This is a genomic window from Salinispora tropica CNB-440, from assembly GCF_000016425.1.
Classification (GTDB): domain Bacteria; phylum Actinomycetota; class Actinomycetes; order Mycobacteriales; family Micromonosporaceae; genus Micromonospora; species Micromonospora tropica.
In genome coordinates this window covers 219,097-233,270 of the sequence record NC_009380.1, presented here as the reverse complement: position 1 = coordinate 233,270, position 14,174 = coordinate 219,097, and the positions used below count along the sequence as shown (strand labels likewise).

12 protein-coding genes and 1 pseudogene are annotated in these 14,174 nt (G+C 69.7%); 5 read left to right on the top strand and 8 right to left on the bottom strand.

What is annotated here, in order from left to right; all coding sequences use genetic code 11:
* Positions 1-75: 75 nt before the first annotated feature.
* From STROP_RS01030 to STROP_RS01020, 3 genes are all read right to left on the bottom strand, one after another.
* On the bottom strand, positions 76-537 hold the full coding sequence (locus STROP_RS01030) for a nucleoside deaminase (RefSeq protein WP_011904123.1): 462 nt from the start codon (positions 535-537) through the stop codon (positions 76-78).
* Between the two features lie 70 nt (positions 538-607).
* Positions 608-1,132, bottom strand: coding sequence for a tRNA adenosine deaminase-associated protein (locus STROP_RS01025; protein WP_011904122.1), 525 nt, complete (start codon positions 1,130-1,132; stop codon positions 608-610).
* Positions 1,133-1,446: 314 nt separating this feature from the next.
* Positions 1,447-1,809 (bottom strand): hypothetical protein, encoded by a 363-nt coding sequence (locus STROP_RS01020; RefSeq protein ID WP_011904121.1) that lies wholly within the window; start codon positions 1,807-1,809, stop codon positions 1,447-1,449.
* A 57-nt stretch (positions 1,810-1,866) separates the two neighbouring features.
* Here STROP_RS01020 and STROP_RS01015 point away from each other — a divergent pair, with 57 nt between their 5' ends.
* Together STROP_RS01015 and STROP_RS01010 are read left to right on the top strand one after the other, a co-directional pair.
* Positions 1,867-2,607, top strand: coding sequence for a M23 family metallopeptidase (locus tag STROP_RS01015; protein WP_011904120.1), 741 nt, complete (start codon positions 1,867-1,869; stop codon positions 2,605-2,607).
* 31 nt (positions 2,608-2,638) lie between these two features.
* Positions 2,639-3,640: pseudogene (locus tag STROP_RS01010) on the top strand (PHP domain-containing protein); the annotation flags it as partial.
* On the opposite strand, the gene STROP_RS01005 reads toward STROP_RS01010, so the two are convergent.
* Positions 3,589-4,704: a DMT family transporter gene (locus STROP_RS01005; RefSeq protein WP_329929955.1), complete on the bottom strand. Its 1,116-nt coding sequence runs from the start codon at positions 4,702-4,704 to the stop codon at positions 3,589-3,591. The pseudogene STROP_RS01010 and the gene STROP_RS01005 sit on opposite strands and share 52 nt — an antisense overlap.
* A gap of 87 nt (positions 4,705-4,791) precedes the next feature.
* On the opposite strand from STROP_RS01005, the gene STROP_RS01000 reads away from it, so the two are divergent.
* On the top strand, positions 4,792-6,462 hold the full coding sequence (locus STROP_RS01000) for a DUF885 domain-containing protein (protein WP_011904117.1): 1,671 nt from the start codon (positions 4,792-4,794) through the stop codon (positions 6,460-6,462).
* A gap of 158 nt (positions 6,463-6,620) precedes the next feature.
* Here STROP_RS01000 and pgfA read toward each other — a convergent pair whose 3' ends face one another.
* Positions 6,621-7,673 carry a cell envelope lipid trafficking protein PgfA gene (pgfA, locus tag STROP_RS00995; protein ID WP_011904116.1) on the bottom strand — a complete coding sequence of 351 codons (1,053 nt, stop codon included), beginning with the start codon at positions 7,671-7,673 and terminating at the stop codon, positions 6,621-6,623.
* A 114-nt stretch (positions 7,674-7,787) separates the two neighbouring features.
* On the opposite strand from pgfA, the gene STROP_RS00990 reads away from it, so the two are divergent.
* Together STROP_RS00990 and STROP_RS00985 are read left to right on the top strand one after the other, a co-directional pair.
* Positions 7,788-8,999, top strand: a complete 1,212-nt coding sequence (locus STROP_RS00990; protein ID WP_011904115.1) for an acyltransferase family protein — start codon at positions 7,788-7,790, stop codon at positions 8,997-8,999.
* Between the two features lie 80 nt (positions 9,000-9,079).
* Entirely contained in the window at positions 9,080-10,276 is a 1,197-nt protein-coding gene (locus STROP_RS00985; RefSeq protein ID WP_011904114.1) for a glycosyltransferase family 4 protein, read from the top strand.
* Here the strand turns inward: STROP_RS00985 and STROP_RS00980 are convergent.
* The 3 genes from STROP_RS00980 to STROP_RS00970 are packed head-to-tail and all read right to left on the bottom strand — an operon-like array spanning position 10,261 to position 14,080.
* The gene (locus STROP_RS00980; protein ID WP_011904113.1) at positions 10,261-10,455 is read right to left on the bottom strand and encodes a hypothetical protein; all 195 of its coding nucleotides are present in this window, start codon (positions 10,453-10,455) and stop codon (positions 10,261-10,263) included. The two genes, STROP_RS00985 and STROP_RS00980, sit on opposite strands and share 16 nt — an antisense overlap.
* Complete coding sequence (locus STROP_RS00975) at positions 10,448-12,199, bottom strand: MmpA family trehalose lipid delivery protein (protein ID WP_011904112.1); 1,752 nt, start codon at positions 12,197-12,199, stop codon at positions 10,448-10,450. Before STROP_RS00975 ends, STROP_RS00980 begins: the two co-directional genes overlap by 8 nt.
* Complete coding sequence (locus STROP_RS00970) at positions 12,200-14,080, bottom strand: hypothetical protein (RefSeq protein ID WP_420794856.1); 1,881 nt, start codon at positions 14,078-14,080, stop codon at positions 12,200-12,202.
* Positions 14,081-14,174: the final 94 nt, after the last annotated feature.

Here is a 14,174-nt window from a genome sequence, read left to right as displayed (position 1 = left end):
CGACCGTCGGTGCCGGTGCGCGCCAGGCGCTGCCGGGGGATGATCCGCCGTCCCGCGGACGGCGGGGTCACCCCCTCACCGGAAGAAGGCGCGCAGGACCGCCGCCGTCTCCGTTTCCAGGACACCGCCGTAGACCTCGGGGCGATGGTTCAGTCGACGGTCACGCAGCACGTCCCAGAGCGAGCCGGCCGCGCCGGTCTTCGGCTCCCACGCCCCGAACACCACCGTGGAGACCCGGGCCAACACCAGCGCTCCGGCGCACATCGTGCACGGCTCGAGGGTTACCACCAGGGTGCACCCGTCGAGCCGCCAGCGGCCAAGCCGTCCGGCTGCCCGGCGTAGCGCCAGCACCTCGGCGTGCGCGGTCGGGTCCCCGGTCAGCTCCCGCTCGTTGCGTCCGGTGGCCAGCTCGGCCCCGTCCGGACCAAGGAGCAGCGCACCGACCGGAATGTCGTCAGCGGCGGGGACCGGAATGTCGTCAGCGGCAGTGATCGTGGTCTCCGCCCCGGTGACCGCGACTTCCAACGCCCGGCGCATCCACTGTTCGTGGCGCTGCCGGCGGTCGACGCCGCCCGGGCCGATCCGGCCCTCGCCCTTGCTGACAGGCTTACACCTCACGCAGTTCCTCGACCTCGTCGGCGCAGCCCAACACCATGCACGCCTCGGTGGTGACATCCGCCGGCAGCATCCCCTCGTGGCCGCAGAGCGCAACCAGCTTCGTCCCGGATACCCCCAGGTCGGCGAGGAGGTCCGCGTCCCCGACCGGATCCGCCTCCGGATCCGCAGCGGGCTGTTCGCTCTCCGGGTCACCGCCGGCGGCGCGCGGCTCCTCGGTCTCGTCCAACCCGGTCACCGACGCCTTCAGGTCCCCGACCAGTAGCGCGCCCAGCTGGGTCTCCTCGGCGTACGCCGAGTCCGAGCCGAAGACCCGCAGGTCCTCGCCCTCGTCCAGACGCAGGATCACCAGATACTCGTCCTCGGCCTCGACGAAGAGCAGCGACAGGTCGGCGCCGGGGTCAACGTCCCGCAACCGGTCGGCGACCCCGTCCACGTCAACGGCACCGCGGAGGTTCACCTCGGCGGCGGTCCAGCCGCTCTCGTCGCGTACCACGGCCGCAGCGAAGTACGACACGGTTCCCCCAAACGTCCTCGGCGTCGCCCCGAATTCCTTCGACCGTCCGCGGCTTCGCGTCGTCGGCGGCCGGCCCGCCAACGACCACGGCCGGTTCCGACGTGACCAGCCCGCCAGCTCAACCTGCTCGCTCGCCCGGATGCTCGGACGGTCTTCAGCGTGCACGTTAGCCGGTGGGATCGGCAGGTGACCGGCCAACGCCCCGACAGGCGGCCGATCGAATCCGCCGCGCTGGTCGCATCCGCCGAGGAGAGCTCGGTGGGCCGGGCGGACACGGGCGGCTGATCTGTCTAGAACACGGGTGGCTCATCTGTCTACCAGAGGGGCCAGTCTCCGCTGGCCATCCAGCGGTTCGCGACGACCGCCGCCGCGATGCTCCACCCGCCACCGACGACGATCGCGACCCCGGTGGCGACTCCCCGGTCGCCATGGCGCACCAGCAGCAGAGCCACCAGCCAGGCGAGGCCACCGGCGAGCACCGTCCACCAGGCGTATCCCCGCACACCGGCGCCGAGTAGCCCGAAGAGCAGCAACCACATGGTGGCGACGCCGCCGCCGAGGACCACCGCGGCGCCGTGGATCGGATGGGGTTCGCGGTAGGTGGGCCGCGCCGGCGCCCCCGCGGGGAAGAGCCCCGACGGGTTACGGGGACGAGCCCCGTCGTACGGGTCGGTCACGGTCGCCTCCTCCCCCGGCTTTTCCCTCCCACCGTACTGGTCTGTCAGGATGGCCCGATGCCTGCGCCGTTGACCGGACGCCGCCCGGGATATCCCCTGCTGCTCCTGCTCGCCGCGATGCTCGCCGCGAGCTGCGCGACGACCCGCCCCGGGGTGGACACGGGCACGGCCAGCCGCCCGGCCGCCACGGACCCGGCCACCGCCCCGTCGGCCAGCTCGACTCCCACAGCAGCAACGGCTCCGCCGAGCGCGTCGGGGACGTCACCGGGGACACCGCCCGCCGAGGTCCGACACGTCTTCCCGGTACGGGCCAGCAATGCCGCCTACCATCCGACCCACTCGATCTACCCCGCCACGGACATCTTCGCTGACTGCGGTGTTCCGGTGGTGGCGGTGACTGACGGCTCGGTGCTGGAGGTAAGCCGGGTGGACCGCTTCGACCGGGGTGGCCCCCTCGGCCCGTTCAACGGCGGTTTGTCGGTGGCGGTGCTGGGCGATGACGGGGTGCGCTACTACGGCTCGCACCTGACCGAGGTCGCGGCGGGCCTTGATCCGGGGGTACGTGTGGCCGCCGGGCAGCAACTCGGCACGGTCGGCCGGACCGGCAATGCGAACAACGTCTGCCATCTGCACTTCGGCATCTCACCGCCGTGCCCGGGCAAGGACGGTTGGTGGATCCGGCGGGGGGTGGTGTGGCCGGCGCCCTACCTGGACGCCTGGCGACGGGGGATCAACCGGTCGCCCGCCGTGGAGGTGGCGGACTGGCAACGCCGACACGGCTGCCCGAAGGAGTCGTGAGTGTCCTGGCCTCAGCCGCTAGGTTGCAGGAATGACCGCTCGGGATCCCATCGCCGACCTACGCCGGATAGCTTTCCTGTTGGAGCGGGCCAACGAGGCCACGTACCGGGTGCGCGCCTTCCGATCGGCGGCGAAGGCCGTGGCCGCCCTGCCAACCGCGGAGGTCGCCGAGCTGGCCCGTATCGGCAAGCTCACCGGCCTGTCCGGGGTGGGCGAGGTCACCGCCCGCTGCGTGGCCGAGTCACTGGCGGGTGAGGAGCCGGTCTACCTGCGTCGGCTGGCGGCCACCGAGGGCACTGACCTGGACGCTGAGGCGACGGCGCTACGGGCGGCGTTACGCGGCGACTGCCACATCCATTCAGACTGGTCCGACGGCGGCTCCTCGATCGAGGAGATGGCGTTGACCGCGGTCGAGTTGGGCCATGAGTACCTGGTGCTCACCGACCACTCGCCTCGGCTGAAGGTGGCGCGTGGGTTGACCGCTGACCGGCTGCGCCGGCAGCTGGAGCAGGTGGCGCGACTGAACGAGGCGTTGCCGACGGGATTCCGGATCCTCACCGGCATTGAGGTGGACATCCTCGCCGATGGCTCCCTGGATCAGGACGAAGAGCTGCTCGCCCAGCTCGACGTGGTGGTGGGCTCGGTGCACAGCGGCCTCTCCGACGAACGGGGGAGGATGACTCGTCGGATGCTCACCGCGATCGGGAACCCGCACCTGGACATCCTCGGGCACTGCACGGGTCGGATGGTCTCCACCCGACCGGCAGGCGTGACGGGCCCCGGCGACCGGGGGCACCGGCGGCGCGCCCGGGGGGAGAGCGACTTCGATGCGGACGCCGTCTTCGCGGCCTGCGCGCAGCGGGGCGTCGCGGTCGAGATCAACTCCCGGCCGGAGCGACAGGACCCGCCGAAACGGCTGATTCGGCGGGCCCTGGAGGCCGGCTGCCAGTTCGCGATCAATACCGATGCGCACGCCCCCGGTCAGCTCGACTGGCAACGGTTCGGCTGCGAACGCGCCGCCCGCTGCGGCGTCCCTGCCGATCGGGTGGTCAATGCCTGGCCGGCGGAGCGGCTGGTGGCGTGGGCTGGGAGCAGCTCCTGATCGGCGGTGGCCGGCACTCCCGCCGCCGAGGCGGAGGTGCCGGCTGCCGAGGTCGGTAGCGCGACGGCCCGCGGTCGGCGGCGGGGACCGATCAGCCCCTGGGTGACCGCGACACCGAGCAGGACCACCACCGCGCCAACCGGTTGGTGCCAGGTCAGCCGCTCGTCGAGCACCAGCGCACCGGCCAGCACCGCGAAGACCGGGATCACGTAGGTCACCGTCGCTGCGGTACTGGCGCCAGCGACCCGGATATTGCGAAAGTGAATCAGGAAGGCCAACCCGGTGCCGAGCGCGCCGAGCGCGACCATGCTGGCCAGGACCGAGCCGGAGAGGGCGGTCGGCATCGGCGGTACGCCCGCCACGAACGGAGTGACGATGGTGAGCAGCGCCAGCGCCATCAGCAACTGCGCCGCCGACAGGGCCAGCCCGGAGTAGGAGCGGCCCGCGACGAACTTCTTCTGGTACGGGATGACCACCCCGTAGCAGGCCGCGGCGCCGAAGCACATGAGCTGGCCGACGAAGTGCGAACCACCAGCGCCCTGCCACACCCCGAGCACCACCAGTACGCCGAGAAAGCCCAGCCCGAGCCCGACCGCCCGGGCGGCGGTAATCCGTTCGGTACGGAAGACCAGCACCGCCATGGGCAGCACGACCAGCGGTGTGGTGGCGTTCCAGATCCCGGAGAGCATGGACTCGACCCGCTCCCCGCCGTAGCCGAACAGGGTGAACGGAAGCGCCACGCCGATCCCACCGGTGACGACCAGATGGGCCCAGACCCGCGGCTCGCGGGGCAGTCGGTCGCGCAGCGCCACGAGCAGTATCAGCAGCGTTAACGCGCCGGCCCCGACCCGGTAGAGGGTCAGGTGCAGGGGATGTAGCTCCCGCACCCCGATCTTGATGAAGAGAAAGCTGGAACCCCAGATCGCGGCCAAAGCAAGATACCCGGGCAACCAGCTCCGCAGCGCAGCCCGGTCAGGGGCGGACTCGACTGTCACCCCTGACACTCTGCCCGCCGTGGGGTCAAAAGTCTGGCGGTTTTCGGCGGTGACATTCCGACCTGACGATCACGTAGGGTCGAGATCGTGGGACGAATCGACGATATTGCGAACCGGTACGTCGCGGAGTGGGCCGCGCTGAGCCCAACCGGCGCCACCTATGTCGGCATCACCGGCCACGACGACCGCCTCGACGACCTCTCGCCGGACGGCTACGCCGCCCGCGCCGACCTGAACCGCCGAGTCCTCGCCGACCTCGACGGCGTGGAGCCCCAGTCGCCGGCGGAGCAGACCGCGAAGGATGCCATGCAGGAGCGGCTCAGCCTGGAGCTCGCCCGCTACGCGGCGGGAGAGGTCGGCCGGGGAGTCAACGTCATCACCAGCGGACTACACGAACTCCGCTCCGTGTTCGACCTGATGCCGACCGACGGCGAGGAGGCCCAGGCCAACATCGCCGCCCGGCTCGGCCACTTCGCCGAAGCGCTCGGGCAGTACCAGACCACGCTGCGCGAGGCGGCCGCGGCCGGCCAGTCCAGCGCGCGGGCCCAGCTTCTCGAGGTAGCCAAGCAGTGTGACACCTGGGTGGACCCGGACGGAGACAACTTCTTCCACGGGCTGGTGGAACGGCTGGGCGCGGGCGGCGCACTCGACGCCGAGCTGCGCCGAGGTGCCGCGACAGCCACCGCGGCGACCGCCGAGTTCGGCCGCTTCCTCCGCACCGAACTGGCCCCGCAGGGTCGGGCGAAACAGGCTGCCGGCCGGGAACACTACGAGCTGGCCTCACAATACTTTCTCGGCGCCCGGGTCGACCTCGACGAGACGTACGCCTGGGGGTTCGAGGAGCTGGCCCGGCTCGAGACGGAGATGCGAGCGGTCGCCACCCGGATCGTCGGTCCCGGCGCCACCGTCGACGAGGCGGTGGCCGCGCTGGACGCGGACGGGACGCGGACCATCCGGGGCAAGGAGGCGTTCCGGGACTGGATGCAGGAGCTCGCCGACAAGGCGATCAGCGAGCTGCACGGCACTCACTTCGACATCCCGGAGCAGGTCCACCAGATCGAGTGTTGCCTGGCGCCGACGAGTGACGGCGCGATCTACTACACCGGCCCGAGTGAGGACTTCTCCCGACCCGGTCGAATGTGGTGGGCCGTGCCGCAGGGCATCGACGACTTCTCTACCTGGCGCGAGGTCACAACCGTCTACCATGAGGGCGTTCCGGGTCACCATCTTCAGGTTGCCCAGACGGTGCTCCGGGCGGAGACCCTGAACCGTTGGCAGCGGCTGCTCTGCTGGGTTTCCGGGCACGGCGAGGGTTGGGCCCTCTACGCCGAGCGGCTGATGGAGGAGCTGGGCTACCTCGAGGATCCGGGCGACCGACTGGGCATGCTCGACGGCCAGGCGCTTCGCGCCGCCCGAGTGATCGTCGATATCGGCATGCACCTGGAGCTGGAGATCCCCGCCGACAACCCGTTCGGCTTCCACCCGGGCGAGCGCTGGACGCCGGAGTTGGGCTGGGAGTTCATGCGGGCGCACTGCCGGGTGTCGGATGAGGTCCTGCGGTTCGAACTGAACCGCTACCTGGGCTGGCCCGGGCAGGCACCGTCCTACAAGGTTGGTGAACGAATCTGGCTGCAGGCCCGGGCCGACGCCAAGGCGCGCAGGGGCGCGGAGTTCGACCTCCGGGAGTTCCACCGGCAGGCACTCGACCTGGGCTCACTCGGCCTGGACCCGCTCCGTCGGGCGCTCGCCCGAATCTGACACGGCGGACCCCTGCCCGCCTACTCCTGGTGGCACCCCAGTCCGAGCTGGGCAGTGGGCCAGGCCGTGCGGGGACGACGGACTCAACGCGGCAAGGGCCCGGGGGCAGGGGCGGGCACACAACCCGCCCCTCGCCCCGGGAGCCACCGACCACGCGGCTAGCTCGAATCTTGATCCTCTTTGCCGGTTGCCGGACCACCGGCGGCCGGCGCTGCGGCGGCGTGCCGGCCTGCGGCACCCCCGGTTTGAAGGAACAGCCGGAGGCCGACGGCGAGGGCGATCAGACCGAGGACGCCGGCGGCGATCGGACCCCAGAGCCTGGCCAGACCAATCTTGAGGCGATTCGTCTTAACCGACTCGACGCTGTTGTTCACCGTGTCGTCCGTGTAGTTGAAGTCAGCATCGAGCAGGACGGTGGTGGATCCAACGTCCGGACGCAGCTCCTTTCGCTGTTGTTCCCGCACGTCGACCCATGCGCCAGTTACCGGATCAACCCAGTACGTCCGGGTGTTGCTGTAGACGATCTCACCGGTGGTGGAGCCGGGGGCGAAGGTGCTCAGCAGCACCTGGAGGCTCTCCTCCGGGGTGTCCAGCACCCTGTTCTCGATCCGCTGCTCGTAGCGGTAGACCTCGACGCCCTCGACGGTCTCGGTGCCGACGAAGGTCGCCGGGATCGCCTCCTTGAGATCGCGGTCGAAGACCGGGTAGTCCTTCTTCTCCGCACCGAACGGAAACTTGTAGATGAGCCCCGAGTAGCTGACGTTGCCCCGCGGGGTCTCGTCGCTGTCGTCCTGTTTGAGCCACTGATCATCCCAGGGAGCGGCTTCGGCAGAGACCCGGTAGAGGGCGAGTTGCGTGCTGTACATGGTGATCGGGTCCTGAGTGTCACTCCGTACCACGGTCTGGTAGACATCCCAGATCACCGCGTCGCCCTTGAGCTGGTCTGGAAGCCGATCCTTGGTGTCACCGGGCTGGGGAAGCACCTCGATTGTGGAGCGCAGGGTGGCTCGTGGAACTTCTACGGTGACCGTTTCGCTGTCGGCCGTGATCTGCAGGAACCGGGCGTTGTTCGCTTCTGCGACCAACGTCGTCGGCTTGAGGTCGTAGGGGAGCTTGGATATGGCGGGGGCGACATAGAGCGGCAGCCCGACCGCGAAGACCAGTAACAGGACGCCGAGCCCGAAGAGCGCGGCACTCACACGAAGCTTCACTCATCCTCCTGTATCGCCTGCCGCCCTACGGCCTGTCGCCCGGGGCAATCGATCCCTAACATGGCGGGAGGTTACTCCCCAGTCAACATTAAAGTGAACCCTCTGGATGTCTAGATGTCGGCACCCGCTACCCCGAGTTCGTCGCATCCTCCGACCACCGTCCGCCTACCTGCCCTGGATGCGCTCCGCGCGATCGGTTCGGTAGCCGTCGTCGCCCACCACGTCGGATTCCATACGGGTGTGAGCCTGAACAGCCAGTGGGGCACCTGGTTGGCACGGATGGACGTCGGCGTCGCCATCTTCTTCGTACTCTCCGGATTCCTGCTCTTCCGGCCCTGGGCATCCAGTGTCGCCGCCGGGCGCCCCCGGCCCGGCGTTCGCCGGTACTTCTGGCGGCGTGCCCTGCGAATCCTGCCGGCCTACTGGCTGACGGTGTCGGTCTGCCTGATCGTTCTGCCGCAGAACCGGCCGGCCTCGGCCGGTGACTGGCTCCGTCACCTGACCTTCACCCAGATCTATCAACCCGATCAGCTTCGTGCGGGCCTCGGTCAGACCTGGAGCCTCGCCACCGAGGTCGTGTTCTACCTGGTCCTGCCACTGGTCGCGGTGCTCGCGGTAGGCCGGACCTGGCGCCCGGTCCGCACCCTGGTGATCGCCGCGGGGGGCACCCTGATGACTGCCGGGTGGCTCATCCTGATGGGGTTTGGCGTCATCGACACCGCGGTCCACACCATGTGGCTCCCCTCGTACGCGGCCTGGTTCTGCGGGGGCATGGTCCTGGCGGTGGCGCATGTTGCCCTACAAACCGGTACGGGCCCGGCTGCCCTGCGCGTCCTCGACGACCTCGCCGCGGCGCCAGTCGCCTGCTGGTCCGCGGCCGCGGGCCTACTGGCGATCGCGACGACACCCATCGCTGGCCCGCTTGACCTCGCCGAGCCGACGGCGGCGGAGTTCGCCGTGAAGCTCACCCTCTATCTCGCGGTCGGAATCCTGATCATGATTCCGGTGGCGTTCGGTGAGCGGAAGACCCGAGTCCACCAGGCGTTCGGCAGCGCCTCCGCCCGTTGGCTCGGCCTCGTCTCGTACGGGCTGTTCCTCTGGCATCCGCTGGTGATCGAAATGATTTACCTCGTGGGGGACCGCCCGCTGTTCACCGGCGACCTACTCGAGACCTTCGCTCTGACGATGGCGGGTGGCCTGGCGTTCGCGGCGGCGAGCTACTACGGCATCGAACGCCCGATCCAGTCGCTCGGCGACCGTCGCCGCTCTCGGCCGACCACTCCCCGAGCAGGGGACAGAGCGACAGCAGTCAATTCACCACATTGACTCACATAGTTCATGCAGGCATTGCCGACCCGACTCTCGAGCTTTAGTGTGGCGCTAAATTACTCGAGAGTAGGGATAACGTGGAGCGCTTTCCCGCCACCGCCGGACATGTACTGTTCCTCAACTGGCGGGACACCCGGAACCCCGAAGGTGGTGGATCCGAGGTGTACGTCGAGCGGATCGCCGCGGAGCTGGTTGCCCGCGGCTTCCGCGTCACGCTGTTCTGCGCCGCACATCGTCGGGGCCGTCCCGAGGAGGTCAATGACGACGGAGTCCGGCTGATCAGACGGGGCGGGCGCCACACCGTGTACCTGTGGGCCGCGCTCTGCTACCTGGCCGGCGCACTCGGGTTCGGCCCCCTGTCCCGCCGACACGGCCCCCGACCGAAGGTGCTCGTCGACGTCTGCAACGGTCTACCGTTCATGACCCCGCTATGGGCCCGACGACCGATTATCAAGCTAATCCACCACATTCATCGAGAACAATGGTGTGTGGTACTTCCACCTTGGGCAGCCCGGTTTGGCTGGTGGGTGGAGTCATCATTCGCCATACGCGCCTACCGGCGCTGCCACCACGTCACGGTCTCCGAAGCCACCCGTCAGGAGCTGGTCCAGCTCGGTGTACCCGCGGGTCAGGTCTCCGTGGTGCACAACGGCACCCCGCCGCTCCCACACACTGACGCCGAACGTGCACCCTCCCCACTGCTCGTCACGCTCAACCGGCTGGTCCCACACAAGCGCGTCGAGGTGGCACTACGGGCGGTCGCCACCCTCGCCGACGAGCTGCCCCAGCTACGGCTGGTGGTCGCCGGACAGGGCTGGTGGGAGGGGCGGCTCCGCGAGGTCGCCAACGACCTGGGCATCACCGGCCGAGTGGAGTTCCGGGGGTTCGTGACGGAGGAGGAGAAGGCGACCCTCCTCGCCTCAGCCTGGGTGGCGCTGACCCCGTCACTGAAGGAAGGGTGGGGTCTGACCATTGTGGAGGCCGGATCGGCCGGCACCCCGACGGTCGCGTTCCGGAGCGCGGGCGGCGTGGGGGAGGCGGTGGTGGACGGCCAGACCGGACTTCTCGCCGACGACATCGACGACTACGTGGCGAAGGTGCGGTCCCTCCTCCACAACGCCGAGCTACGGCACCAGCTGGGTGCGGCGGCCCGGGAGCACGCGGCGAACTTCACCTGGCCCGCCGCCGGAAGCCACTTCGCGGCCGTGCTGGAGAGTGTGGAGTCGCCCCGTCATCCGGATTCACGGGGCGCCCCGTCCTACCTGCTGCCGTAGATCTCGGGAGCGTAGGGGTCACGCTCGTTGGCCTGCTTGGCCTTCTCGATGAGCTCTTGGGCCTTGACGGCCGCCTCCTCCTCGGTAGCGGTCGTCGCGGCCGCCAACCCACCGACAGACAGGATCCCGAGCATCGCCGCCACCAGGCCGGTGACGACCAAGGTCAGGGCTTTACGCATGCCAATCCTCCAATGTCTGAACCTCGGAGCGGAGGTTACCACGCAGTAGCCCACCGGCGTACCGGCGCAAAAAAGCAGCTACCACCACCACAATGGCGACGACCAACGCCACCGCCACCGCCCATCGAGCCGGAGACACCACCACCGGGCTCGGCGGCACGGCTGGATTGCGGTAGAGGACGAGATACGTCCCCTGGTGCACGACCTCGAGGCCGGCGAGGGTGACCGGATCCACCTGGTCCGCACGGTGTTGCTGCACCAGCACCCAGCGCACCCCCGTCTCCGCGACCGGCCGTCCCGCCCCGAGCACCTGCCGGATCTCCCGCAGGCGGGTGTTCTCACCAGTCACCGCGACATCGCCGACTCGGAGCGTGTCATCAATCAGCACCACCGCCGGCAGGTAGCGAGGGGCCGGATCCAGGACGATCCGCCCGGAATTCCACGGGTACGCACGGTAGCCACTCAACGGCAGCGCCAAGACCTCGCCGCCAGGGTCGGCAGCCAGTCGGGCGGCCACCACCCGCCAGTCCGCTGGATAGCTCACCGGCCACAACCGACCCACGCCACCAAACGCGAGATCCGGCATGGCGGCGACCGGCAGCAGCAGCACGCCCACCAGCACCACCCCCGCAACCTCCCGGTTTCTTCGCTCCATCCGGGCGGCGACCCGCTCGGCACCCAGCGCCACGCACACCACCAACAGCAACGCGTAGGGTGCCAGGAACTTCTGCCCGTCGCGAAGCAGCCCGGCCCCCGGCAGCTGCGCCACCGCCCACCGCAACACGTCGGCCGTCCCCGGCACCGCACCGAGCGCGGCGAGCAGAAAGCCGCCCCCCGCGAGCACCAACAGTCGGGCCGAAGCATCCCGCGGTATCCGACGCCGCAGCAGGCCAAACCCGAAACCGGCCAGGGCCAACAGCACCAGGGTCACCAGCGGCACCAGGGGCAGGGCTCGGCTCGCCGGAGTGGCCTGAGCGCTCCAGATACCCCCGGTGCCGGCGAGCGCAGCCAGCGGACCGGCCCAGTTCTCGCCCCGGGCCGCGAAGGCGGCCACTCCCGCCGGATCGGAGCTTCCGCCCGCGTCGGTGACCAGGGCAGCGGTCACCCACGGGGCGTTGAGCAAGGCGACCCCCGCCACCGCGACCGTCGATCCCCGCCAACGCCCCCGCTGTGGTGCGAGCAACGACACCACACCGAACGCGATCAGCCCACCGGTTGGGGTAATCGCAGCCGGCGCGGCGGCGAGCAGCACGCGGGCCACCGCGCCGGCCCGCCCGGACCGCAGCTCCAACACCGCCCGTACCAGCCACGGCAGGGCGGCGTATCCGACCAGCAGTCCCCACTGCCCGATCAACAGCCGCTCGGCCAGGTAGGGCGTCCAGGCATAGCCGACCGCAGCGAGCAGCCGAACCCCGGGCCGTTCGGTCGGCACCAGCCGCCCGGCACCGACCGCCGCCAGCAGAACCGCCCCACCCAGCGCGATCCGCTGCACCACCCAGCCCGGGACGAGTTGGGTGAGCACCGAGACCACCGCGTCCATCGGCACCGCCCGCGGCAGGCCCTGCACCGGCGCCACGAGATCCCAGGTCAGCGGCTGTCGGGGCACGAACACCATGTCGTAGAGCAGCACGTAGCCCGGTGCCGCCAGGGGAGCGAGCACCACCGCCGTCACCGCCGTCGCGACGGTGTACAACAGGAGCCGATCACGAACCACCCGGGCTCGGTCGGCCGGTCGGTCAACCACTCACGACGCCGGCACCACCCGCCCGACAGTGATCAACTTAGTACAGAGGGCAACATCAGGCGTGCTGAGGGTGACCTCGATAGTCTCTCCCGCACCGGGCAACGGGAAATACAGCTGGTTCAGTCCACGCCGCACCGTGATCTCCCGGGTGGCCTCGCCCAGACGCATGGTCGCGGTCGCGTCACCGGAGCTCAGGTAGCCGAACTCCACCACGTGCGGCCACTGCTCAACACGCGTTTCCAACGGAATCTGCGTCGTTTGCCCGCTCTCCACCCGGTGCCCACAGTCAGGCACCGGGCCCGGCAGAACCGTCACGCCCTCGATCCGGACCGGACGGATTCGACCCTCCTCATCGAAGGTCACCGGAAGCTCGGCTACCTCAACGAACTCCGGCCGGCGCTCCGCCGGCCGGAAGAAGTGCGATTGACGGTTGTCCGGCCAGAAGTACCCGGCGACGACCCGATCGGGGACGACAGCGTCCAGAAAGACGGTATCCGCCGGCGCGGCGGCAAGCTCGGCCTGGGCCGTGGTCAGGTACTCCCGACCATGCTTGGTGCTCCAGTTCTCCCCGAACCGAACGGTGCTCCACACCGCGCCAGTTCCGACCGCGACCAGGACGGCGATCGTCACAACCCGACCGACCGTGATGGAGCCGAGCGCCCGCGGGACCCCCGGCAGCGGTCGGGCGGCGTACCGGGCCCTTTCGCCGTCGTCGCGAAGCCCGAACAGGGCGACTCCGACACAGATCGCGGCGACCGGCACCACATCGGCCACGAAGCGCGGAACCGTACCCACCATCGGGCCGAGCACGCCACCGACGTGGGTCACCGCGAAGAGCGCGGCGACCAGCCCGACGTAACAGGCCAGGAGGAGCCAGGCCCGCACCGCCGACCGGCGCCGTCGGACGGTGACCACGACCAGTGTCGCCAGCACCAGCCAAGACAGCCACATCGCGACCGGATAGGGATCCACCAACGGTGGCCCGTCACCGGCGTACGTCCACCGCCATGGCCCCCCGAGCAGGCCTGGCACGACGGTCGCGCCGACCAGGTCACCGAGGAACGTGAAAGCCTGACCGGGCGAGGTCAGCTGGTCCAGCGCACGTGCCGGTCGGGTCAGGTAGAACGCCAGGTAGGCCCCCGAGAGCAGGGTGAGCAACAGCCAGCCCCGCCAGTGCCGGCGCACCACCGTGACCAGGCTGCGCCACGGCGAGCCATCGGAAAACAGAAAGACGGTCAGCAGGAACAACAGCGGCGCTATCAGCAGCGCTTTCGGGTCGAACAGCAGGCCGAACAGCAGCCACAGGGCGACCGTCGCGAGATGGCCGAGGCGGCCGGTACGCACATACCGGACCTGCGCCCGGACCGCGAGGACCAGGGCGAGCTGCATCGGCAACACGAGCAGCCCAACCAACCACAGCGACGACACCTCCAGCGTCAGCGGGCTGAACAGGAAGAGGGCCAACGGGACCAGCAGGCCCCAGCCTGGCCGCAGCAGATCGCGCAGCAGGCGATAGACCGCGACACCCACGGCCGCCTGCCCCACCGCAAGCATCAATACCCAGGGCCAGCTGGCGAAGCCGGCCAGCCGCACCATCAGCCAGGCGGTCAACAAGCCACCGGGCATCAGGGAGTCGTTGACGGTTTGCAGCAGGAAGTCCGCGTCCAACCGGGCATCAAGGGCCTGGGCGGCGAGGACAAACTCGTCCTGGGAGAACCAGCCACGCGCCGCGAGGCCGGCACGCCAGGCGACCGACACAACGATGAGGGCTACCGCCACCGCTCCAACCCGGTCCAGACGAAACCGCCGAGCGAACGCTTTCGGCTCGGCGGGCATCGACGCGACGGACTCCGGAGGTGCCACAGCCCCAGCCTCTGGCATTGACATACTTGGAAGCCTGCCACACGCTTACACGCCGTGGGGGGTGGCCACCCATCCACGTTCGCCACACTGATCATCGACGCCACCTCGCCCA

Excerpts from the sequence above, each read along its gene's own strand:
- STROP_RS00990 (WP_011904115.1), top strand. The coding sequence starts at position 7,788 with ATGTCGGCACCCGCTACCCCGAGTTCGTCGCATCCTCCGACCACCGTC.
- STROP_RS00980 (WP_011904113.1), bottom strand. The coding sequence starts at position 10,455 with ATGCGTAAAGCCCTGACCTTGGTCGTCACCGGCCTGGTGGCGGCGATG.
- STROP_RS01030 (WP_011904123.1), bottom strand. The coding sequence starts at position 537 with ATGCGCCGGGCGTTGGAAGTCGCGGTCACCGGGGCGGAGACCACGATC.
- STROP_RS00970 (WP_420794856.1), bottom strand. The coding sequence starts at position 14,080 with ATGCCAGAGGCTGGGGCTGTGGCACCTCCGGAGTCCGTCGCGTCGATG.
- STROP_RS01015 (WP_011904120.1), top strand. The coding sequence starts at position 1,867 with ATGCCTGCGCCGTTGACCGGACGCCGCCCGGGATATCCCCTGCTGCTC.